The sequence below is a fragment of the Corallococcus sp. RDP092CA genome (assembly GCF_041903675.1).
GTDB lineage: Bacteria > Myxococcota > Myxococcia > Myxococcales > Myxococcaceae > Corallococcus.
In genome coordinates, this window is record NZ_JAYESI010000012.1 from 107,751 (window position 1) to 128,907 (window position 21,157).

Consider the following 21,157-nt stretch of genomic DNA (forward strand, 5'->3'; position numbering starts at 1 on the left):
CGGGCGGCTGACACATCGCGCGTGCTACAACCGGGTGCGCCCGCAGCCACCCGCCGCATCCCACGGAGCCCGCCTCGGTGCTTCCCCAGTCCGCGCCCGCCGCCCCCAACCTGTCCCGCCGCCTCGCGAAGCTGACGTCCATCCTGGATGTCGCCAAGGCGATGAGCGCCGAGCGGGACCTGGACCTGCTGCTGCCCCTCATCCTCTATGAGGCCACCAAGGTCGTGGAGTCGGACCGCTGCTCGCTCTTCATCCTGGACCGCGAGCGCGACGAGCTGTGGAGCAAGGTGGCCCAGGGCTCCAAGAACGAGATCCGCCTCCCCATGGGCAGCGGCATCGCCGGCCAGGTCGCGCAGACAGGCGCCGTCATCAACATCCCCGACGCCTACGCCGACCCCCGCTTCAACAGCAGCTTCGACGTCTCCAGCGGCTACCGCACCCACACCATCCTCTGCGTCCCCATGCGCGACGCCAACGGCGACGTGACGGGCGTCCTCCAGGCCCTCAACAAGCGCGGCGGGCGCGTGTTCGACGCGGAGGACGAGGAGCTCCTGCTCGCCCTGGGCGCCCAGGCCGCCGGGGCGATCGAGAACGCCCTCCTCCACGAGGAGATCAACCGCCTCTTCGAGGGCTTCGTCTCCGCGTCCGTCGTCGCCATCGAGGCGCGCGACCCCACCACCGCGGGCCACTCCGGCCGCGTCGCGGACCTCACCGTGTCCCTGGCCCAGGCGCTGGAGCACCACAGCACCGGCCCCTATGCCCAGACGCGCTTCACCGCCGTGGAGCTGCAGGAGCTGCGGTACGCGTCGCTCCTGCACGACTTCGGCAAGGTGGGCGTGCGCGAGAACGTGCTCGTCAAGGCGGAGAAGCTCTACCCGCATGAGCTGGACGCGCTGCGCGCCCGCTTCCAGCTGGCGCGCAAGGACCTGCAGCTGCAGAGCTCGCGGCGCAGGCTGTCCGCCGTGGAGGCTCGCGGCCTGTCCGCCCTGCCCGCCATCCACCAGGAGGAGGACGCGCGGCTCGCCCAGGAGCTGGCCCAGTTGGATGAGGTGATGGGCTTCCTGCTCACCTGCAACAAGCCGACGGTGCTGGCGCAGGGCAACTTCGAGCGCCTCCTGGAGCTGGGCAAGCTCACGTACACCGACGCGCACGACCACGGGCAGCCGCTGCTGCTGCCCCATGAGATCCAGTCCCTCTCCATCACCCGCGGCACCCTCTCCCCGGAGGAGCGCCGTGAAATCGAGAGCCACGTCGAGCACACGTACCGCTTCCTGTCCCAGATTCCGTGGACCCGCGCGCTGCGCCGCGTGCCGGAGATCGCCTACGCGCACCACGAGAAGCTGGATGGCACGGGCTACCCTCGCGCCATCCCGGAGATTCCGGTGCAGTCCCGGATGATGTCCATCTGCGACATCTACGACGCGCTCACCGCGAGCGACCGGCCCTACAAGAAGGCCGTGCCGCACGCGCTCGCGCTGGACATCCTCAAGAAGGAGGCGGGGTCCGGACAGCTCGACAAGGACCTCTTCGCCATCTTCGTCGAGGCGGAGATTCCCCGCCGGGCCCTCAAGAAGGGCCCGGCGTGAGGCGCGGCCTCAGGCGCTGATGGTGTGCAGCCGGAGGCTGTTGATCTTCCCCGGCTGGCCCACCGGCGCGCCGAACACCACCACGACGCGGTCGCCCTTGCGCGCGAGGCCCCGCGACACCAGCTCCTCCTCCACGCGGCGGAGCATGGTCTCCGTCTCCTGGATGGGCTCCAGCACGCGCGGCACCACGCCCCAGAGCAGCGAGAGGCGGCGGCGCACCTCCTGGTTCGGGCTGAACGCGACGATGGGCACCGTGGGGCGGTAGTGCGCGAGCAGCCGCGCCGTCACGCCCGACAGCGTGAAGGCCGCGATGAGCGTGGCGCCGCTGGCCTTGGCCGCCTCGCACGCCACGCGCGCGATGACGTCCGGGAAGTGCAGCGGCAGGCCCAGCGGGGCCTCGATGACGCGCGGCTGCAGCTGCGAGCGCGAGGAGGACTCGGCCGCCAGGATGATGCGCTCCATCATCTGCACGGAGTCCAGGGGGAACTTGCCGCTCGCCGTCTCACCCGAGAGCATCAGCGCGTCCGCGCCGTCGTAGACGGCGTTGGCCACGTCGCTGGCCTCCGCGCGCGTGGGGCGCGGGTTGTCGATCATCGAGTTGAGCATCTGCGTGGCCACGATGACGGGCAGGCCGCGCAGGTTGGAGCGCCGGATGATGTCCTTCTGGACGGCCGGCACCTCCTCCGGGGGGATCTCCACGCCCAGGTCGCCGCGGGCCACCATCACGCCGTCCGTCTTGTCCAGGATGGCGTCCAGGCGCGCGATGGCCTCCGGCTTCTCCAGCTTGGAGATGATGGGCACCGTGCGGCCCACCTCCGCCATGGCCTGGCGCGCGGAGTCCAGGTCCGACGGCTGGCGCACGAAGGACAGCGCGATGTAGTCCACGCCCGCCTTGAGGCCGAAGATGAGGTCCTCGCGGTCCTTGGGCGTGAGCGCGTCCGCGCGCACCGCCACGCCGGGCAGGTTGATGCCCTTGTTGTTCTTCAGCGTGCCGCCGTGCACCACCTCCGTCTTGAGGAGCTGCTTCTTGTCCGTCTCCAGGACGCGCAGCTCCAGCAGGCCGTCATCCAGCAGGATGCGGTCGCCCGGGTTCACGTCCGCCGCCAGGTGCGGGTACGTGGTGGACACGATCTCGTCCGTGCCCTTCACCGTCTCGTCGGTGGTGATGTGGAAGACGCCGCCCGGCTTCAGCTCCGTGCTGCCGGTGATGAAGCGGCCGGTGCGGATCTTGGGCCCCTGCAGGTCGCCCAGGATGCCCACCGCCTTGCGCACCTTCAGCGAGGCCGCGCGCAGCATGTCGATGTTCGCCTGATGCTGCTCATGGCTGCCGTGGGAGAAGTTGAGCCGGGCCACGTCCATGCCGGCCTCCAGCAGCGCTTCCAACATCTCCGGGGTCTGGCTGGCGGGGCCGAGGGTGCAGACAATCTTTGCTCGTCGCATATGGAGCCGAACATCCGGCTCCCCCGCGTTTCGGTCAAGACATCCCCGAGCGCGGCCGGGCAGGTAAACCAGTAAATGTCCAGGACGCTCGGCGTGCGTTCAACCGCGCAGCAGCGTGCCCAGGTTCTCGCGCTCCCAACGCAGCGCGGCGGCGTAGTGCGGGTACGTGCGCTCGCGCTCGCGGAAGGCGCGCGGATGGTGCACGCGGCGCCCGGTGCGATTGCTGCTGGGGAACAGCTGGTGGAGCATCTCGTGGAAGACGATGAACTCCACGAAGAAGGCGGGCACGTCCGGCTTGTCCAGCGCGGGGTGGATGCGGATCTCCCGCGTCTGGTGGTCGTAGACGCCCAGGCGGATGGACTTGCGGCGGCGGCGCGGCGGCATGCGGCCCCAGCCGATGCGGGCCTGGATGGCGTTGCCGAAGTAGGCCTCGTTGACGCCGTTGTAGAGCGCCCGCAGGTCGAAGCAGCGGCCGAGCGGGTTCAGCTCCGCGTCGGACTCCCGGCGGAGCTGGCGGATGAGCGGCTGCTGGCCCCGGATGTACTCGTCCAGGAGCGCGCCCGCGCCGCGGTGCCCGCGGCCCGCGTAGTCCGCCACCGCGCGCACGACCACCTCCGGCGCGTCCAGGAACATGTGGTGCAGCCGCAGCTGGAGCACCTGCGCGCCCCGGCGGAAGGACACCATGGTGGAGCGGTTGTCCGTCACGGCCAGCCGCACCGGCATGCCCAGGTTCGCGCTCAGCCGCCACGCGAGCGACTCCGCGCGCGTCCAGAGCTCCTCGCGCGACGCGGTGAGGACGCGCGGCGCCTCCTCCGGGACGCGGTTGCGCGGCGGCAGGGGCGCCGGGCCTTCCGGCGCGCGCGGCTGCGCGGGGGTGGCGGCGCGTTCCGCGGACGAGCCGCGCGGGAACAGGGACATCTGGCGGAAGGCTTCGGGCGTCACGCGGGGGGCATCGTACCCGGCACTTCCCGAACCTCAAGGCCGGGGGTTGGATGCCCGTCCGCCGGTCGACCGGGCCCACACGCCGAGCGTGACACGCCGGGTTGAAGCCGTCCCACCGGCGTCGCCCTTCAGGACAGGGCCGGGTCCGCGTGGCGCGACCTGAGCAGCCGCTCCAGCCGCTCCGGCTCCATGCGCACCACGAAGGTCTTCTCCCGGGCATACGTCACCTGCCCGGGGGCAGCGCCCTTCAGCTTGCGCACGAACTTCACCGGCAGGTAGCTCACCTCGCCGCGCGGCTCGCCCTTGGCCCCGGAGTGGTGCAGCGCCAGGTGCGCCGCGTCCAGGAGCACCTCCTGCGGCACCTCCGCGTGCTTCTCCAGCGGCACCACCACGTGGCTGCCCGGCAGGCCGCGCGCGTGCAGCCACAGGTGCCAGGGCCGGGCCACCTTGAAGGTGAGCGCGTCGTTGTCCTCCGAGCCGCGCCCCACCCAGATGCGCGCGCCGCCGTGGCCCACGTACTCCTTGAAGGGGAGGCCCCCCTTCGGGCCCTCCTCCGCCTGGGACACCTGGAGCACTTCCACCTGCGCGAGCAGCGCGGCGTCGTCCATGGCCTCGATCTGCGCGAGCGCGGTCTGCGCGTGCGCCACCTCGCGCGCCAGCTCCGCCTCGCGGTGGCGGGCCTGCTCCACGCCGCGCAGGAGGCGCCGGTACTGGTGGAAGTGCCAGTCCGCCTCCTCCCTGGGCGTGCGCTTCGGGTCCAGCTTCACCTGGACCTCCTCCATGCCCTCCTCTGTATAGGCGGTGAGCGTCACCTGCGAGGCGCCGCGCTGGAGCCGGTGCAGGTTCTGCGCGAGCAGCTCGCCCACCTGCCGGTGCTTCTCCGCCTCCGGGCCGCGCTCCGCCTCCGCGCGCACCTTCTCCAGCGTGCGCGAGGAGCGCTTCAGCCGCGCCCGGTACGGCTGCGCGAGCCGGCGGCGGATGGCGTCCGCGCGGCTGGCGCGGTCCTTCCGCCCGAGCACCCGCTCGGCGGCCTGCAACCTGGGGAGCGCGTCCCCCTCGCGCGGCTCCAGGCGCGAGGGCTGCGCGCGCCCCTTCGCCAGCGCCTCCGGGGACACGGGCTCCGGCGCAGACCACTGCGCGCCGGGATAGAGGTTGCGCCGCGGACCGAAGCCCTCGCCGGAGAGCATCAGCACGCGGCCGTTGTCGCTGAGGAGCAGCAGCCCCCCGGGCGCGCCCACCTCCAGGACCAGCCGGCGGCGCACCTCCTCGCGCTCGAACTCCAGGACCACGGCGCGCGAGTCCTCCAGGTAGCGCGCGGCCTGGAGCTTGAAGCCGGTGAGCTCCTGGCGCAGCCAGCGCTGGAAGGGGGCGGGCTCGCCCGGCGTGGGGAAGCGGTCCTCCGCGACGGACAGGCGCGACAGCTCCCCCTCGGCGCACAGGCACAGCACGACCGATCTGCCGGGGACGCGCAGCTCCAGGTAGGCCAGGCGGGGCAGCGGGCACCACGCCTTCTGGGCCACCGCGCCCACCAGCCGGGCCGCGACCTCCGCCACGACCTCCCCGAACTCCACCGGACGCAGCGACATGGCCCCTCCCGGGAGCGGATGCGAGCGGACGTAACCCCTGGCCCGCAAAAGAAAAACGGCCCGGCGGGTTTCGCCGAGCCGTTCACCGGACGTCAACCGACGTCCGAGATGACACCGCTACTTCAGGCTTCCGGGGTGGCCAGGGCCGCGGGGGCCGCGGCCTTCCGACGGGAAGCGGTCTTCTTCTTCGCGGCCTTCTTCGCGGCCGGCTTCTTCGCGGCGGCCTTCTTGGCCGTGCCGCGCTTCGCGGCAGGGGCCTTGCGGGCGGTCTTCTTCGTCGCGGTCTTCTTCGTCGCGGCCTTCTTCGCGGTCTTCTTCTTCGCGGCCATCGGAATCCTCCGTTCAGTGTTGAGGCCCGCGAGGACGCGAGCCCTGCACCCACTTCGAACTGAACGTGAGTGCTTGAAATGAATGGTACGGGCGACATGCCAGTGTGTCAACGCATGGTGATGTATTGCAGTGCGCGGCGAGGCCGATTTTTGGGCTCCGGGCGCTTCGAACGGTGGGTGGTGGTCATTTCGGGGGTCCGGCGCGTCGCGCGCGGGGCCGACTTTCCGGCTCCGGACGCACTCCGGCGGTCCGGGCCGCGGACCTGGATGTCCGCTGCCGTGCATCCGGCGCGCGCGCGTCGTGTCGCTTTGCGTCCCGGGAGCGGCGGCCTACGGTGCGCGCCCGCATGACCTCCACCGCGCTGACCTTCCCCGCGTCCTTCACCTTCGGCGTCGCCACGTCGGCGTACCAGGTGGAGGGCGGCATCGAGAACGACTGGGCCCAGTGGGAGCGGCAGGGGAAGCTGAAGGAGCCGGCCGCGCGGTGCGGCCGCGCGGTGGACCACTGGCACCGGTACCCGGAGGACTACGCGCTGGCGAAGGCGGTGGGGGCCACGGCGTTCCGGCTGTCGCTGGAGTGGGCGCGCATCGAGCCGGAGCGCGGCCGGTTCGACGAGCGCGCGCTGGAGGCCTACCGCGAGCGGCTGCTGCGGCTGCGCGCGGAGGGCCTGCGGCCGGTGGTGACGCTCCATCACTTCACCCACCCCACGTGGTTCCACGCCTCCACGCCCTGGCACCTTCCGGAGAGCCTGGACGCCTTCCGCCAGTACGTGCGCCGGTGCGCGCCCCTCCTGGAGGGGCTGGACGCGCTCATCATCACCTTGAACGAACCGATGGTCCTCTTGTTGGGCGGCTACCTCCAGGGCCTGATGCCGCCGGGCATCGCGGACGGGGGGAAGCTGACGGCCGCGCTCGCCAACCTGGTGCGCGCGCACGTCATCGCGCGCGAGGAGCTGGGGCAGCGTCTGGGCCGGGTGGAGCTGGGCATCTCCCAGAACATGCTCGCGTTCGCGCCGGACCGCGCGTGGCATCCCCTGGACCGCCTGCTGGTGGGGCTGGCGGCCCCCGCCTACAACCACGCGTTCCACGAGGCGCTGTCGTCCGGCCACCTGCGCGTGTTCATGCCGGGCGTGGCCTCCGCGCGCGTGCGCATCGAGGGGGCGCGCGACTCGGTGGAGTTCGTGGGCGTCAACTACTACACGCGCGCGCACCTGCGCTTCATTCCGCGGCCCCCGTTCATCGACTTCCGGTACCGCGACCCGGAGGGGCGCGGGCTCACCGACCTTGGCTGGGAGCAGCGGCCCGAGGGCTTCCTCCAGCTCCTCCAGGAGGTGAAGCGCTACGGCAAGCCGGTGTGGGTGACGGAGAACGGCATCGACGACCGGCAGGGGACGGTGCGGCCGGAGTACCTCCACGCGCACCTGCGCCAGGTGCTGGCCGCGCGCGAGGCGGGCGTGGACGTGCGGGGCTACCTTTATTGGAGCCTGCTGGACAACTTCGAGTGGCTGGAGGGGTGGGGCCCGCGCTTCGGCCTCTACCACGTCGACTTCGACACGCTGGAGCGCCGCCCCACCCCGGCGTGTGACTACTTCCGCGCGGTGGCCACCGGGCGCGTGCTGGTGCCGCCGTCCGCCGTGGCCAGCGCTCAGCCCAGCGCCGCGCGGTAGTCCACCTCCGGCGGCTCCTCCAGGAGGGCCGTGGGGTCCGTGTCCGCGCCCGCGAAGAAGCGGCGCACGCTGTCCTCCACCGCCTCCGGCGAGTCCAGCCCGTTCACCTCCGCGCGGAAGTGCGCCGCGCCCTTCAGGCCGTGGGCGTACCAGGCCAGGTGCCGGCGGAAGGAGCGCACCGCGCTCAAGGCGTCCCCGACGAACTCCGCGTGGCTGCGGGCGTGCTCCAGCACCAGCTCGCAGCGCTCCTCGGGCGTGGCGGGCGGGCCGCCGGTCAGCTCGCGGAAGAGCCACGGGTTGCCCAGGGCGCCCCGGCCCATCATCACGAAGTCGCAGCCGGTGCTGTCCAGCATGCGGTGGGCGTCCGCCACCGTCTTCACGTCCCCGTTGCCCATGATGGGCAGCTCCGGGAAGTGGCGCTTGAGGTCCGCGATGTGGGCCCAGTTCGCCTGGCCCGAGTAGCCCTGCTCGCGCGTGCGCGGGTGCAGCGCGAGCCCCGCGCACCCCGCCTCCTGGAGGGCCTCCGCCACCTGGAGGTAGTTGAGCGTGCGCGCGTCCCAGCCCGAGCGGATCTTGCAGGTGACGGGCAGGCCGGTGGCCTCGCGGATGGCGCGGACGATGGCGGCGGCGCGGGGCACGTCGCACAGGAGGCCGCTGCCGGCGCCGTTGCGCACCACCTTCTTCACCGGGCAGCCCATGTTGATGTCGATGAGCTGCGCGCCCGCGGCCTGGCCCACCTGCGCGGCCCGGGCCATGGCCTCCGGCTCGCCGCCGAAGATCTGGAGCGCGTAGGGCTTCTCCACCTGGGGGTCGTAGCGCAGGTACTTGAGGGTGCGCTGGTTCTGCCGCATCAGGCCCTGGGCGCTGACCAGCTCCGTGGGGCAGAGGGCCGCGCCCAGGCGGAAGGCGATGACGCGGAAGGGGCGCTCGCTCACGCCGGCCATGGGCGCGAGGATGTAGGGGTTGGGGAGCGTGTAGGGACCCAGCTTCGGCATGGCGTGAGGACACCCTATACCCGCAAGGGGAACAGAAGCGCGCGGGCCATGAGAACGGCCCTGCGCGGGTGGGAACCAACGATTAAGGTCCCCCTCCATGTTCCGTTTCAGGCTCGGGAGCGTCCCCGTCCACGTCCACACGAGTCACCTGCTCTTCTCCGCGGTGTTCGCCTACCAGTCCCTGCCGTTGCCGGGGCGGCACTCGGGCGCCGGGTGGCTGGGAGACCAACTGGCCGACCCCTCGTCGCCCGGGCACATGGGCGCGGTGGCGGCCTACGTGCTGGCGTGGATGTTCATCATCTTCGTGTCCGTGCTCATCCACGAGCTGGGGCACGCGGTGGCCTTCCGCTTCTTCGGCTACCGGCCGAGCGTGGACCTGGTCTTCATGGGCGGCGTCACCCGGCCCAACACGGACGCGCCCCTGCCCTGGCACAAGGACGTGGTGAGCAGCTTCGCCGGGCCGCTGGCGGGGCTGACGCTGGGCGTCCTGTGCTGGGCGGTGCTGATGCAGGTGCAGGGCCGCTGGGAGGTGGCGGACTTCTTCCTGGGCAACTTCTTCTTCGCCAACATGGTGTGGGCGGTGCTGAACCTGCTGCCGGTGCCGCCGCTGGATGGCGGGCACATCAGCACGGCGCTGGCGACGCGGATGTTCGGGCGGCGGGGCTTCATCGTGTCGCACGTGCTGGCGCTGGGGCTGTGCGTGGGGGTGGTGCTGCTCAGCATCAAGAGCGGGGCCCTGTTCATGGGCGTCCTCTTCGCCATGTTCGGCTTCCAGGCCTTCCGCGTGCTGGCGGACGTGATGCGCGCGCGCAACGCGGCGAAGGAGGAGGAGGGCCCCGACGCCCAGGTCCTGCGCGAGGCCCAGCAGGCGCTGCGCGAGGACCGGCTGGACGATGCGTGGCGGCAGGGCAACCAGCTCCTGGAGACGGAGGGCCTGTCCCCGGGGCTCACCAGCCGGGCGCACTACCTGCTGGGCTGGGTGGCGCTGAAGCAGGGCCACGGGCGGCCCGCGCTGGACCACTTCTCCCAGGTGCAGGGCCAGCCGGTGGAGATGCACGCGGTGGCGGCGGCGTTCTCCCTGGTGGGGGATGACGCGCGGGCGGTGGGCTACTGGAAGCAGGCGTGGGCCGAGTCGCAGGACCGCACCGTGATGCACGAGTACGCGGGCGCGCTCATCCGGCTGGGCCAGGTGGGCGAGGCGCTGCGGCTGCCCGGCGTGGACCCGGCGTCCGCGTTCCGGTGCGCGGAGCGGGCGCTGTTCATCCGGGGCGCCTACTCGGAGGCCGCGGCGGTGGGCGAGGCGGCCCTCCGCCACGTGCCGGACCCGGGCATCGCGTACGACGCGGCGTGCGCCTTCGCGCGCGCGGGCAACGCGCCGGACGCGGTGCGCCTGCTCCAGCGGGCGGAGGGGCTGGGCTTCCAGGACGCGGCCTATGCCGCCTCCGACGAGGACCTGGCGCACCTGCACGGCCACCCCGCCTTCGAGGAGTGGCTGGCCCGGCTGCGGCCGGCCGCCTCGTCCTGACGGGGTGACTTTCTCCCGCGCGGCGCCTGGGGGGCCTAGAGTCCGTCCCCGTCCGTGAGCCCTCCGCCCGTGAAACCTTCCGCCGCGCCCGCGCGTACCGGGGACAGGCCGGCCTCCGCGGGAGGCCCCGGCGACCCGGACGAGGTGCTGATGGAGCGGTTCTGCCAGGGAGACGCGCAGGCGTTCGACGCGCTCTTCCAGCGCTACGCGCGCCCCCTCCAGGGCTACCTGGCGCGCCTCACCGGCAGCCCCGCCACCGCCGAGGACCTGGCCCAGCTCACCTTCCTGTCCCTGGTGCGCGCGCGGGGCCGCTACCAGGCGGGCTCCCGCGTCCGTCCGTGGCTGTACGCCATCGCCACCAACGCCGCGCGGGACCACGCGCGCCGCCACCGCCGCCCGGAGGACCTCACGCCGGAGGGCGAGCTGCCCGTCACCGTCGCGGCGGACACCCCGGAGCCGCGCGACGTGGGGCTGGAGCGCGCGGTGCAGCACGCCCTGGCGCAGCTGCCCGAGGGCCAGCGGCTGCCCATCCTCATGCACCGCTTCGAGGGCATGGGCTTCGCCGAGATCGCCGAGGCCCTGGGCCTCACCGAGAGCGCGGTGAAGGTCCGCGCCCACCGGGGCTACGCGCGCCTGCGCGAGCTGCTCGCCCCCCTTCAGCAGGAGACGTCGAGATGACGCCCGAGTGTGAGCGCGTCCTGGACCAGCTGGACGGCCCGTTGCCTCCGGACCTGGCGTCGCACGCGGCGGGCTGCGCGGACTGCCGCGCCCTCCTGGAGGGCTTCCACGCCCTGGCGCCCCCGACCGCCGTCCCCGCGGCCGCGCCCGTGGACGAGGCGCGGCTGGAGCAGACGCGGCGCCAGTCGCTGACGGAGCTGGCCGCGCGGCCCCGGCCCACGCCGTGGTGGAAGGAGGTGGCGGTGCTGCTCGCCACCTACCTGGTGGTGGGCGCGGCGGGGCTGCTCGTGGTGGGCCGGCACGGGATGCTGCTCAACGCCGCGTCGCCGCTGGCGGTGGCGGGGGTGGCGCTGCTCATCGCCGTGGGCGTGGGCGGCGGCGCGATGGTGGCCCTGGCTCCGGCGCGGCGCGCCTGGCCCTTCACGCTCGTGGCCGCGGGCGCGCTCGCCGTGGCGCTGGCGCAGTTGGCCGGGCGCTCGGGCGCGCAGGTCCGGCCGTTCCTCGCGGGCACCCTGGGGTGCATGGGCGCGGAGGTGGCGCTGTCGGTGGTGCCGCTGGCGCTGGCGCTCGTCCTCCTGTGCCGCTCCGCCTTCCAGCCCGTGCGGGCGCTGGCGGCGGGCCTGTCCTCCGCGGGGGTGAGCCTGCTGGTGCTGCACGTGCACTGCCCGGACGGCAGCGCGGGCCACCTGATGCTGGGCCACGTGCTGCCGTGGTTCGCGCTGGCGGGCGTGGCGGTGTTCATCCGCTCGCGCCTGCCGTCCCGCTCGTTCGCGCCCTGAGGCCGGGCGCCCGGAGTCCTACTGGAGCCGCGACAGCGCCTCCTGGGGGAAGGCGCGCGCGTCCACCTTGGCGTGCCACTCCTTGATGCGGCCGTCCGGCCCGATGACCACGCCCACCCGGCGCGCGTTGGGGGCCGAGGCGTCATCCGCGGCCCCGTAGGCCAGCCCCACCTTGCGGTCCACGTCGCACAGGAGCGGGAAGTTGAAGCCGAACTTCTCCGCGAAGGCCTGGTTCTCCGCGGGTGTGTCGAAGCTGATACCCAGGATGGCGGTGCCCTTCGCCTCGTACTGGGGCTTGTGGTCGCGGAAGGAGCAGCCCTCCGCCGTGCAGCCCGGCGTGTCCGCCTTCGGGTAGAACCAGAGCACCACGTTCCTGCCCCGATAGTCCGACAGGCGGTGCGTCTTCCCCGTCGAGTCCTGCACGGCGAACTCCGGCGCCACGTCTCCCTGCTTCAGCATGTGCGATGCCTCCTTCATCGGGTGGAAACCGAGGGCGTCGTAGCACGCTCCGGGGGCGAGGGGCCGGGCACCCTCCCGGCAATCTGTGGAGTGGAGTGCAGGCGGACGGCGCGCGCGCGGCGCCTCCATCAAGAGGCTTGAAACCCGCCGCCGTCCTCCCTTTAGTAGGTACACCAAATGAATGACTCCGACGAACCTCCGCCTGCCCAAGCGCAGCGGATGGCCGCGCTCACCCTCAGGGCGCGTCAGAACCTCTCACGCCTCATCTATCTTCTGCTGGGTGCGTCCAACCGCATCCGCCTGCCCAGCCCCTCGGTGTTGCCCATCGCGGGCGCGGTGGTGGGGCTCTACAGCGGCCTGGCCGCGGGCATCTTCTCCAACCTCATTGGCGTGATGAGCGGCGTCACGTTCAGCGCCGCGGAGCTGGCGGCGACGCTGAAGCCGCAGCGGCTGCACACGCTGATGGAGTCGCTCGCCTCCGCGCGCTGGCACCTGGAATACGCGCTGGTGGGCGTGCCGCTGGCGCTGGGCGCGCTCCTGCTGGCGCGGGTGATAGACCCGGGCGGCCCGCGCGACGAGGTGAAGCGCCGCCTGCGCCTGCTGTCGCTGCTGACGCTGGGCGCGCTGTCGCTCTACTACCCGCTGGTGGGCCTAGCGGCGGTGAACGCCGTGTTCGGCCACTCGCACAACATGCCGGCGGCGCTGCCGCACCTGCCCTGGTGGCTGCTGCTGCTCGCGCCCACGGTGGGCGGCCTGGCGGTGGGGCGGCTCCTGCGCGACCGTCCGGAGACGCACGGCCACGGCCTCCCGGAGGTGGTGCGCGCGGTGAAGAGCGGCGCCAACGTGGTGCCGGCGGACCGCGGGCTGCTCAAGCTCATCGCGTCCGCCATCACCATTGGCAGCGGCGGCTCCGCGGGCCGCGAGGGCCCCATCGTCTATGGCGGCGCGGCGTTCGCGTCCAGCGTGGGGCGCGTGCTGGGCTTCAGCCGCAAGGAGCTGTCCATCCTGCTGGCGTGCGGCGCGGGCGCGGGCATCTCCGCGTCCTTCAACGCGCCCATCGCGGGCGCGGTGTTCGCGATGGAGATCATCCTGCGCGAGTTCGAGCTGCGGGTCTTCTCCCCCATCATCCTGGCGAGCGTGGCGGGCACGCTGGTGAGCCGGGGCGTGCTGGACGAGGCGCCCATGATCCACCGGGTGAACTACGAGCTGGTCAGCGGCTCGGAGGTGTTCGCCTACGCGGCGCTGGGCATCGGGTGCGGGCTGCTCGCGTTCGCGTTCGTGAAGCTCCTGCACGGCGTGGAGCACTTCTTCCACGGCGGCATGGGCGGGACGCTGTCCCCGTGGCTGGGCAGGAAGCCGCTGCCGGTGCGCGCCGCGCTGGGCGGCCTGTGCACGGGGCTGCTCGTGTTCCTGAGCCCCACGGTGTGGGGCAGCGGCCACGACTTCATCAACATGGCGGCGGCGGGCCAGCTGCCCTTCCTCTTCCTGGTGACGGCGTGCGTGCTGAAGCTCGTGGCCACGTCGCTCACCATCGGCTCGGGCGGGTCCGGCGGCACGTTCTTCCCGGCGGCCGTGATTGGCGCCATGGCGGGCGGCGCGTTCGGCACGCTGGTGCACTACTTCTTCCCGCACACCACCGGGCCCAGCGGCGCGTACGCCATCGTGGGCATGGGCGGCGCGGTGGCGGCGCTCACGCGCGGCCCGCTCACCGGCATGATGATGCTGTACGAGCTGAGCGGCAGCCATGAGATCATCCTGCCGCTGATGGTCACGTGCACCATCGCGTCCGCGCTGTGCCACTACCTCACGGAGCGCACCACGCCCAAGGTGCAGAGCGACGAGGACCTGCTGGCGGCCACGCACGTGCGGGCCCTGATGACGGAGGTGCCGGCGGTGCCCGCGGGCACGCCGCTGCGCGCGCTGACGGACCAGCTGCTCACGTCCGAGGCCGGCACGCTGCCGGTGCTGGACACCGAGGGCAACCTCTACGGCACGGTGCAGGTGGAGCAGCTGCGCGAGGTGTGGCGCGACGAGTCCATGTACCCGCTGCTGGTGGCCAGCGACATGGCGCGCAAGCTGCCCGCGCTGGCGCCGGACTCGGACCTGGCGCACGCGCTCCGCGTGATGGACCAGGAGGACGTGGACGCGCTGCCGGTGGCGCCCGTGCTGGGGCTGGCGCCCTGCGGGCTCATCACCCGCGCCGCCGTCCGGCGCTTCCTCTTCGCGCAGCACACGCGCGCGCACGCCTCGGGCAACTACCCCATCACGCCCACCGAGGCGGCGCACTGAGCCACGGAGCGGGGCCGCGCCGGGGGCGGTGGGTCTGTCAGGAATCCCGGGGAGCGGGCATCCTTGGGCGCCATGTCCGACCCCGCCCTGTCCGCCCTGCGCTCCGAGCTGAACGCCGCCTTCCACGATGCCCGGGTGCACCGCATGGTGGAGCTGGGGCGCAGGGCGCGGACGGACCCGGAGGCGCAGGCTCGGCTGGACGCGCTGGCCCGGGGAAACGCCTTCGAGCGGCGGCTGGCCCTGGCCGCGCAGTTCACGCGCCGGGATGGCGCGGCGGTGCTGAAGGCCACGGCGGACGAGTCCTTCCGCGTGCGCGCGCTGGCGTTCGAGCTGGTGGCGCTCGCCTGTGACGACGCCCAGGCGCTGGAGGCGCTGCGCATGGCGCACGGGATGCGCCGCGAGCAGCACGTGGTGCACCAGCTGGTGAAGCGGAAGCGGCGCGCCGTCCTCGACGCGTTCCTGGACGGGCTGGCGGAGCAAGGCGAGCACGCCACCTTCGCGGACACGGTGCCCATGGCCTCCGAAGCGGGCCTGCGCAAGCACCTGGCGCGGGCGCTGGAGCGGCCCAGCCTCCGCTTCTGGACGCGGCTGGCGCGGCATGTCCCCCAGGTCCTGGGCGAGGTGCTGCTGGAGCGGCTGCGCGCGGTGACGGGCGAGCCGGACCCGGTGACCCGGCAGCAGCTGGCGTGGGGCCTGGCGTGGGTGGCGGAGCGGGCGCCCGACGTGGCCGAGGCACTGCTGGCGCTGCTCCTGGAGCGCGGCATCCCGCCGGACGAGCGCGCCGTGCGGCTCCTGGTGAAGCAGCGGCCGGTGCGCATGGTGGCGCTCCTGCGGGAGCATCCCCCGGCGTTCCTCCCGCACCTGCTGTTCGCGGAGTCCCTGTCAGCGCTGGACGCCGAGTCCCTGACGTGGATCGTCCAGCGCGACCCGACGCTGCTGGGCCGCGCGGAGGACGTGCTGGAGGACCTGCCGGAGCCGCTGCGCGCGGCGCTCACCCGGGCCTGGGCCTCGTCCGTGGAGCGGGCGCCCGCGTGGGGTACGCCGCTCATCGCCCGCATCGCGGACCCGGCCGAGCGCGAGAGCGTCTACGCGCGCTGGACCGTGGGCGCGCGCAACCGCGACGGCGTCATCCCGCTGGAGGCCCTGCGGCACCTGCCGGTGGACCTGCGCGAGCGCGAAGCCCGGCGGCACCTGGACGAGGTGGTGGCGCTGGGCACCCGCGCCGAAGCGCGGCTCGCCTACGCGCGCCACCTGCCCTGGGATGAAGCGCTGGCCGCGCTGCGAGGCGCCCTGGGGCACCCGGACGCGGCGATGCGCGGCGAGGGCCTGGGCGCCCTGCTGGCGCTGCCCGGCCTGCGCCCGGACGAGCCCGCGTGGGTGGCCCCCGCGCTGGCGGTGGTGCTGGCCCGGAAGAACGAACAGGACCCCGTGCGCGGGGTGATGCTCCAGGCGCTGGCCCGCTGGCCCCGGCGCATGTGGCGCGCCGAGCACACCGAGGCCCTGGGGCGGATGCTGCGCGACGCGCTGGACGCCGCGGACCTGTCCATGGGGACGGCGCAGTCGGCGGAGCGGCTGCTGGTGCGGGCCTTCGGCGCGGACCCGGCGTGGGGCGCGCGGTGGCTGGGCACCTTCCTCCAGGAGCGCGGGCATATCCAGGATGGGGCGCTGGGCCACCGGCTGACGGACGACGAGGTGCGCCGGGCCGCGCCGCACCTGCTGGCGCTGGCGAAGGTCTGGGCGGAGCGCGAGCGCGGCGCTCCCCTCCTCCAACTGGCGGCGAGCCTGGGCAAGCGCGCGGCGCTGGTGCCCGGCCTGTCGGACTGGCTCGTCTCCGTGCGCGACGCGACGCCCGACAAGCGGCTGGCGCTGGCGCTGACCTCGTGGCTGTCACACGAGGACCCGCAGCGCTTCGAGTGGACCCTCGCGGCCACGCTGCGGCGCTGGCGGGACCGGGGCTGGGACGACGAGGTGGTGGCCCTGGCGGCGGCCGAGAAGCGCGGGCGCCCCCTGCACCGGGAGCTGGTGGAGGAGCTGGAGCGGGTGGCGCTGCGGCTGGGCAAGCCGTCCGGGAGCGCGCTCTGGGTGCTGCGCTCGCGCGCGGTGAAGGACTTCGACCGGATGCTGCCCGCGCTGCTCAAGCGGGACGAGAGCGCCATCGCCATCCCGGTGGTGCGCGAGTACCTGCACCGGCGGCGGCAGGACCTCTTGGGGCCGTACCTGAGCGCGCCGGTCATCACCGGCCAGTTCGCCACGGGCGCGACGCACTGGCTCCTGCCGTTCGACTCCGGGTTCTTCCGGTGGACGGTGGAGCAGAGCCAGGCGTACTCGCGCGCGCTCGCGCGGCTGTGCGAGGACATGGAGCGGGACACGCCCACGCTGCTGGCGGCGGTGACGCGGATGGCGGCGCTGGACTGGGCCCCCATGGACGCGCTGCTCGCGCTGGCGGACGACCAGCGGCCCGCGGTGCAGGAGCGGACCCTGCGGGTGATGGCGCGGTGCGACCAGGGCCAGGGCGTGCCCACGCTGCTACGCGCCCTGGAGGACTCGCGCGCCCGCATCGCCATCTACGGGCTGCGCCGCGCGTTCAACGGCATGCCCGTCGCGCGGGTGCTGTCGCTGCTGGCGGAGGTGCCGCTGACGAAGGTCACGGTGGCGAAGGAGGTGGTGCGCCTCCTGGGCGAGCTGCGCTCGGACGCGGGCTACGCGCGGCTCCTGGAGCTGGACGCGAAGCCCCTGCACCGCGACGTGCGCATCGCGCTGTTGCGCGCGCTGTGGGACCACCTGGACCGCGAGCCCACGTGGGCGGTGTTCGAGCGCGCCGTCACCGGCGAGGACGCCATCATGGCGGCGCGCGTGGGGGACCTCCCGGCGGACCGGCTGACGGAAGGACTGGACGCGCGGCTGTCCGGGCTGCTCGCGAAGGTGCTGGCGCGGCCGGAGCCGGAGGCGCGCATCGACCTGCTGCGGCGCGCGGCCTGGCTGTCCGTGAAGGACCGGGAGCGCGTGCTCCTCTCCGCGTGTGGCGCGCGGCTGGCCTCCCCATATGACGACGAGGTGCGCGCGGCGATGGAGGCGCTGGTGTACCGCGCCGACGAGCGCGACGTGGCGCTGCTGGACCGGATGCTGGAGGCGGTGGCGGAGGACCGGCGCGCGCTGAGCGTGGCGCTGGACACGCTGCTCCAGCCTCGGGGGCGGATGCGGCCCGTGCCCCTGCACGCGGTGCAGGGAATGGTGACGGGGTTCCTCACGAAGGACCCGCGCCTGGCGGTGCTGCGCGTGCGCTGCGCGGCGGTGGCCCTGGCGCCGCCGGCCTTCGCGAACCACCTGGACACGATGGGGCGCGAGGGATGGCTCCACGCGGACGCGCTGATGGCGGCCCAGGCGGCGGTGTCCCACCTGCCGGTGGAGACGCTGGACGACGTCGGCCGGCGGCTGGCGCGGAGCCCCAGCCCCGAGGCACGGCGCGTGGCCCTGCACTGCCTGGTGCGCGACGCGGGGGACGGGCGAGGCTGGACGGGGGAGCGGCTGGCGATGCTCGCCGCGTTCCAGCGCGATGACTCGCCGCTCGTGGCCGGGGCCGCGCAGTTCGTGTTCCCGCCGCGCGAGATGGTGAAGGTCCCGGAGGGGGCGTAGGTCCCCCCGAAGCTCAGCTCAGCGAGCGCACCGGCGCCAGCCACGCGGCCCCGCGCTCCGCTTCGCTCGCGTATTGCTCCAACTGCATGGCGCGGTGGGCCACGGTGTGTTCGGACAGGACCCTCGCTCGGGCACGGATGCCCAGCTGGCGCCGGTCCGCTTCCGGCATCGCGCGCAGGGCGTGCAGCACGTCCCGCTCCGTGCGGGCGACCATCACCTCCTCGCCCAGCGAGAAGACGTCCTCCAGGCCCGGCCAGGCGTCGCAGATGAGCGCCGCGCCGCAGGCCGCGGCCTCGAAGAGGCTCGCGCCCGGCGTGTGCTCCGCCTGGGACAGGGCCAACGTGAAGCGCTGCGCCCCCAGGAAGCCCACGTGCTCCTGGAGCGACGGCGCCGCCTGCCTCGCCACGTTGGCGGGCCAGGTGTCATCCACCGCCGACAGCGCCCCCGCGAGGACGAAGCGCCCCTCCGGCCAGCCGCGCGCGGCGCCCAGCAGCCACTGCTTCAGCAGCCCCCGCCGCTCCGGCGGCAGCGGCCCCAGGTGCCCCAGGTCCCAGCGCGTCCTCCCGCCCCCGGGCGCGAAGTGCTCCGCGTCCACGCCCGGCGGGAAGACGCGCGCCCGCGGCACGCCCCACTCTCGCTCGAGCTGGCGGGGCACCGGGCCTCCGCTGGAGCAGAGATAGAGCCGGTAGCCCGCGAGCAGCGCCGGCGTCAGACAGCCCGGGTCCTCGCGCAGGGCATGCCGCGCCAGCGTCCGGGGCGTGTCCCGGTCCCAGAAGACGGTGAGCCCACCCGCCGCGTTCGTGGCCCAGCGGCTCACGTCCGAGACCTGCGACACCTCCGCGTCCACCAGCACCAGGTCCGCGCGGCGCACCCGTGAATGGAAGCGCGCGTGGAGGTCCGCGAGGTCCTGGTACGACGCGACATCGGGGCGCCCCTCGGCGCAGGCCCCGGACGCCGCGCGCTCCAGGAGGAGGACCGTGTGGCCGCGCCGCCGGAGCGCCTGCGCGAGTTGCCTCGGAGCCGTGCCCGCCCGAGCCTCGGTGGTGGGCCGGCACGCGGGGCCCAGCAAGACGATGTCCATCCACGCGGGCCTCCTCACGCCCCCCGACCGGCGGAGGGAGGAAGCTCCGCGCGCGGCCAGCCCCAGGGCTACCGCTTCCCCGCGGGGATGGACAAGCCAGCAGCCCCCGTGCCGCGTGAACTCCTCAACGGCACGGCCCGCGTCCGGCCCGCGCTGGTCACGAGGACGTCCGCGAGTGGACCGTGCCCTTGTCCCCAGAACCAGTGCCCCGGGGCCACATCACGGCTACTTCGTCGCGGGCGCGGCCTGGGTGGGCGGCGTGGTGCCCGCCGGAGCCGCCGCGGGCTTCGCCTCGGCGCCGCCCTTGCGCAGGGGGCACGCGGCGATGGCGCCCGTGGGGTCGATGGCGTCCTTGCCCTCGCTCACCTTGAGCACCTTGCGGTCCTCGCCCACGACGAACGTGTAGCGCTTGGACACCGTCACCACCGGCATCTTCACGTCGTACGCGCCCACGACCTTGCCGTCCGGGTCCGGGATGAACACGAAGGGCGCCTTCAGCTCCGTCTTGAAGCGCGTCAGCGTCTCCGCGTCGTCCGTGGAGAAGGCCAGCACCTGGCCCCGCACCTGCTCGATGTCCTTGTAGCGCTCACGGTAGGCGGTCAGCTCCTTCGTACAGCCGCTGGTGAACGCCTTGGGGAAGAAGGCCACGATGACCGGCCCCTTCTTCACCATCTCCGACAGCGTGTAGGTCGTCCCCGCGGTGTCCTTCACCGTGAAGTCCGGGGCGGTGTCGCCCACCTGGGGAATCGCAGCGCTGAGCCATCCGACGACGAGCAGGGAGTTGAGCATGCCCGGGACTTAACGGGCCCCGGGCACCGCGACAAGCTCCGCGCCCCCAGGCGCGTCCTACGACGACGCCATGCGGGCCCACACCGCCTGGGCGGCCTCGCGCGACTGCTCGGCCACCACGGTGGGGTTCACCGACAGGGGCCTGCGCGCCCACACGCGCCACACGCCGTCCACCATCACCGCCTCCACGTGGCGGCTGCCCAGCCCGTGCACCACGTGCCACGCCAGCGTCTCCGCGGTGAGCGGCGTGGGCGACTGGTAGTCCAGCACCAGCAGGTCCGCGAGCGCGCCCTCGCGCATGGGGCCGATGGCCGCCTCGAACACCTGCGACGCCAGCCGGTGGCCGTTGGCCAGGTAGCGCAGCACGTCGATGGTCTGCCCCGCCTCGCGCGAGCGCAGGTACGCGGCCTGCGCCTCCGCGAACAGGTCCGGCGACGTGCCGTCGGTGCCCAGCGACGCGCGCGCCCCGAACTTCAGCGCGGGCGCGTAGCCCACCTCCTGGCCCTGGTTGGAGCGCGGCGTGTGCAACAGCCACGTGCCCGTGGCCAGCACCTGCGCCAGGTCCGCCCACGCCAGGTGGCCCGCGTGCGCCGCCATGGCGCGGGGCGACAGGAGGTTCCCGTTGAGCAGCCGCGTCACCGGCGGGTTGCCGTGGCGCTCGGTGGACAGCCGCTCGTCCAGCGGATCCTCCGCGAGCGGGAAGTGCAGCCCCGTGCCGGTGGTGTTGAGCGCCTCGCCCAGGCCCTGGAGCGCGTCGTCCCCCAGGGTGAAGCAGGGGCCCGCGCCCACCTGACCGCGGAAGCGGCCCCGGGCCTTGCGCGCGAAGCTGACCGTCTCCTCCAGGCCCTCCTCGCGGCCCACCGCGCCCATGCGGTCCGTCACCGCGTAGGACAGCACGCCGCGCACGCCCACCTCGTGGAGCCCGCGCGCCACGCGCAACAGCGAGCCCGTCACCGCCTTGGGCGAGGCGTGCAGCTCAAACAGGGTGGTGGTGCCGCACTGGATGGACTCCAGGCCGCCCGCGGTGGCGGACACCTGCACCGCGTCCAGGTCCAGCGCGTTCTCGAAGGGCCAGCGCACCTGCTCCAGCAGGGCCTGGTAGGACGTGGGCAGCGGATGGTTGAGGCCGCGAGCCAGCACGGTCGCCAGCCGGTGGTGGGCGTTGACGAGCCCCGGGAACACGAGCTTGCCGGACAGCGCGACCACCTCGTCGTCGGGGCCGGGCGTCAGGTCCTCGCCCCGCGCCACGATGCGCTCGCCTTCGATGCGCAGGTCCACCCGCTCGACCGACGCGGGCTCCAGTTCGACGACGAAACCACCCTTGAGGACGGTGCCCAACATCCCTCCCAGTATCCGCGACGGTGCGCGCGGTTCGTGAA

The 21,157-nt window shown here is 73.5% G+C and carries 16 protein-coding genes; 7 read left to right on the plus strand and 9 right to left on the minus strand.

Annotated elements, in window-relative coordinates:
* Positions 1–77 precede the first annotated feature (77 nt).
* Positions 78–1,586, plus strand: coding sequence for an HD domain-containing phosphohydrolase (locus tag U8525_RS15600; RefSeq protein ID WP_374266334.1), 1,509 nt, complete (start codon positions 78–80; stop codon positions 1,584–1,586).
* A 9-nt stretch (positions 1,587–1,595) separates the two neighbouring features.
* On the opposite strand, the gene pyk is transcribed toward U8525_RS15600, so the two are convergent.
* The 4 genes from pyk to U8525_RS15620 form a co-directional block, all read right to left on the minus strand.
* Positions 1,596–3,026, minus strand: coding sequence for a pyruvate kinase (gene pyk / locus U8525_RS15605; protein ID WP_374266336.1), 1,431 nt, complete (start codon positions 3,024–3,026; stop codon positions 1,596–1,598).
* 99 nt (positions 3,027–3,125) lie between these two features.
* Positions 3,126–3,944, minus strand: a complete 819-nt coding sequence (locus U8525_RS15610) for a hypothetical protein (protein ID WP_374266510.1) — start codon at positions 3,942–3,944, stop codon at positions 3,126–3,128.
* 152 nt (positions 3,945–4,096) lie between these two features.
* Positions 4,097–5,554 carry an NFACT RNA binding domain-containing protein gene (locus U8525_RS15615; RefSeq protein WP_374266338.1) on the minus strand — a complete coding sequence of 486 codons (1,458 nt, stop codon included), beginning with the start codon at positions 5,552–5,554 and terminating at the stop codon, positions 4,097–4,099.
* A 122-nt stretch (positions 5,555–5,676) separates the two neighbouring features.
* Positions 5,677–5,883, minus strand: coding sequence for a hypothetical protein (locus tag U8525_RS15620; protein WP_374266340.1), 207 nt, complete (start codon positions 5,881–5,883; stop codon positions 5,677–5,679).
* Positions 5,884–6,230: 347 nt separating this feature from the next.
* On the opposite strand from U8525_RS15620, the gene U8525_RS15625 reads away from it, so the two are divergent.
* Positions 6,231–7,550, plus strand: a complete 1,320-nt coding sequence (locus U8525_RS15625) for a glycoside hydrolase family 1 protein (protein WP_374266342.1) — start codon at positions 6,231–6,233, stop codon at positions 7,548–7,550.
* Here U8525_RS15625 and dusB read toward each other — a convergent pair.
* On the minus strand, positions 7,529–8,545 hold the full coding sequence (gene dusB, locus U8525_RS15630) for a tRNA dihydrouridine synthase DusB (RefSeq protein WP_374266344.1): 1,017 nt from the start codon (positions 8,543–8,545) through the stop codon (positions 7,529–7,531). The genes U8525_RS15625 and dusB overlap by 22 nt on opposite strands.
* A 97-nt stretch (positions 8,546–8,642) precedes the next feature.
* On the opposite strand from dusB, the gene U8525_RS15635 reads away from it, so the two are divergent.
* The 3 genes from U8525_RS15635 to U8525_RS15645 are packed head-to-tail and all read left to right on the plus strand — an operon-like array spanning position 8,643 to position 11,527.
* Entirely contained in the window at positions 8,643–10,070 is a 1,428-nt protein-coding gene (locus U8525_RS15635; RefSeq protein ID WP_374266346.1) for a site-2 protease family protein, read from the plus strand.
* A gap of 54 nt (positions 10,071–10,124) precedes the next feature.
* On the plus strand, positions 10,125–10,748 hold the full coding sequence (locus U8525_RS15640; RefSeq protein WP_374266348.1) for an RNA polymerase sigma factor: 624 nt from the start codon (positions 10,125–10,127) through the stop codon (positions 10,746–10,748).
* Entirely contained in the window at positions 10,745–11,527 is a 783-nt protein-coding gene (locus U8525_RS15645; RefSeq protein WP_374266349.1) for a DUF1109 domain-containing protein, read from the plus strand. The genes U8525_RS15640 and U8525_RS15645 overlap by 4 nt, the downstream gene beginning before the upstream one ends.
* An 18-nt stretch (positions 11,528–11,545) precedes the next feature.
* Here U8525_RS15645 and U8525_RS15650 read toward each other — a convergent pair whose 3' ends face one another.
* Positions 11,546–11,986: a peroxiredoxin gene (locus U8525_RS15650; protein WP_374266351.1), complete on the minus strand. Its 441-nt coding sequence runs from the start codon at positions 11,984–11,986 to the stop codon at positions 11,546–11,548.
* Positions 11,987–12,163: 177 nt separating this feature from the next.
* Between U8525_RS15650 and U8525_RS15655 the strand changes: the two genes are divergently transcribed.
* Positions 12,164–14,275, plus strand: coding sequence for a chloride channel protein (locus U8525_RS15655; protein ID WP_374266353.1), 2,112 nt, complete (start codon positions 12,164–12,166; stop codon positions 14,273–14,275).
* A 72-nt stretch (positions 14,276–14,347) separates the two neighbouring features.
* Complete coding sequence (locus U8525_RS15660; protein WP_374266355.1) at positions 14,348–17,908, plus strand: hypothetical protein; 3,561 nt, start codon at positions 14,348–14,350, stop codon at positions 17,906–17,908.
* A gap of 13 nt (positions 17,909–17,921) precedes the next feature.
* On the opposite strand, the gene U8525_RS15665 is transcribed toward U8525_RS15660, so the two are convergent.
* The 3 genes from U8525_RS15665 to U8525_RS15675 all read right to left on the minus strand — a co-directional run bounded on the left by U8525_RS15665 (position 17,922) and on the right by U8525_RS15675 (position 21,116).
* Positions 17,922–18,989 (minus strand): glycosyltransferase, encoded by a 1,068-nt coding sequence (locus tag U8525_RS15665; protein ID WP_374266357.1) that lies wholly within the window; start codon positions 18,987–18,989, stop codon positions 17,922–17,924.
* Positions 18,990–19,214: 225 nt separating this feature from the next.
* A complete protein-coding gene (locus U8525_RS15670) occupies positions 19,215–19,778 on the minus strand; it encodes a peroxiredoxin family protein (RefSeq protein WP_374266359.1) in 564 nt (187 codons plus the stop codon).
* Between the two features lie 57 nt (positions 19,779–19,835).
* A complete protein-coding gene (locus U8525_RS15675) occupies positions 19,836–21,116 on the minus strand; it encodes an amidohydrolase family protein (RefSeq protein ID WP_374266512.1) in 1,281 nt (426 codons plus the stop codon).
* Between the last annotated feature and the right edge of the window lie 41 nt (positions 21,117–21,157).

Coding starts and splice junctions, on each gene's coding strand:
- pyk (WP_374266336.1), bottom strand. CDS start 3,026: ATGCGACGAGCAAAGATTGTCTGCACCCTCGGCCCCGCCAGCCAGACC.
- U8525_RS15610 (WP_374266510.1), bottom strand. CDS start 3,944: ATGTCCCTGTTCCCGCGCGGCTCGTCCGCGGAACGCGCCGCCACCCCC.
- U8525_RS15615 (WP_374266338.1), bottom strand. CDS start 5,554: ATGTCGCTGCGTCCGGTGGAGTTCGGGGAGGTCGTGGCGGAGGTCGCG.
- U8525_RS15620 (WP_374266340.1), bottom strand. CDS start 5,883: ATGGCCGCGAAGAAGAAGACCGCGAAGAAGGCCGCGACGAAGAAGACC.
- U8525_RS15625 (WP_374266342.1), top strand. CDS start 6,231: ATGACCTCCACCGCGCTGACCTTCCCCGCGTCCTTCACCTTCGGCGTC.
- dusB (WP_374266344.1), bottom strand. CDS start 8,545: ATGCCGAAGCTGGGTCCCTACACGCTCCCCAACCCCTACATCCTCGCG.
- U8525_RS15635 (WP_374266346.1), top strand. CDS start 8,643: ATGTTCCGTTTCAGGCTCGGGAGCGTCCCCGTCCACGTCCACACGAGT.
- U8525_RS15645 (WP_374266349.1), top strand. CDS start 10,745: ATGACGCCCGAGTGTGAGCGCGTCCTGGACCAGCTGGACGGCCCGTTG.
- U8525_RS15650 (WP_374266351.1), bottom strand. CDS start 11,986: ATGCTGAAGCAGGGAGACGTGGCGCCGGAGTTCGCCGTGCAGGACTCG.
- U8525_RS15655 (WP_374266353.1), top strand. CDS start 12,164: ATGAATGACTCCGACGAACCTCCGCCTGCCCAAGCGCAGCGGATGGCC.
- U8525_RS15660 (WP_374266355.1), top strand. CDS start 14,348: ATGTCCGACCCCGCCCTGTCCGCCCTGCGCTCCGAGCTGAACGCCGCC.
- U8525_RS15665 (WP_374266357.1), bottom strand. CDS start 18,989: ATGGACATCGTCTTGCTGGGCCCCGCGTGCCGGCCCACCACCGAGGCT.
- U8525_RS15670 (WP_374266359.1), bottom strand. CDS start 19,778: ATGCTCAACTCCCTGCTCGTCGTCGGATGGCTCAGCGCTGCGATTCCC.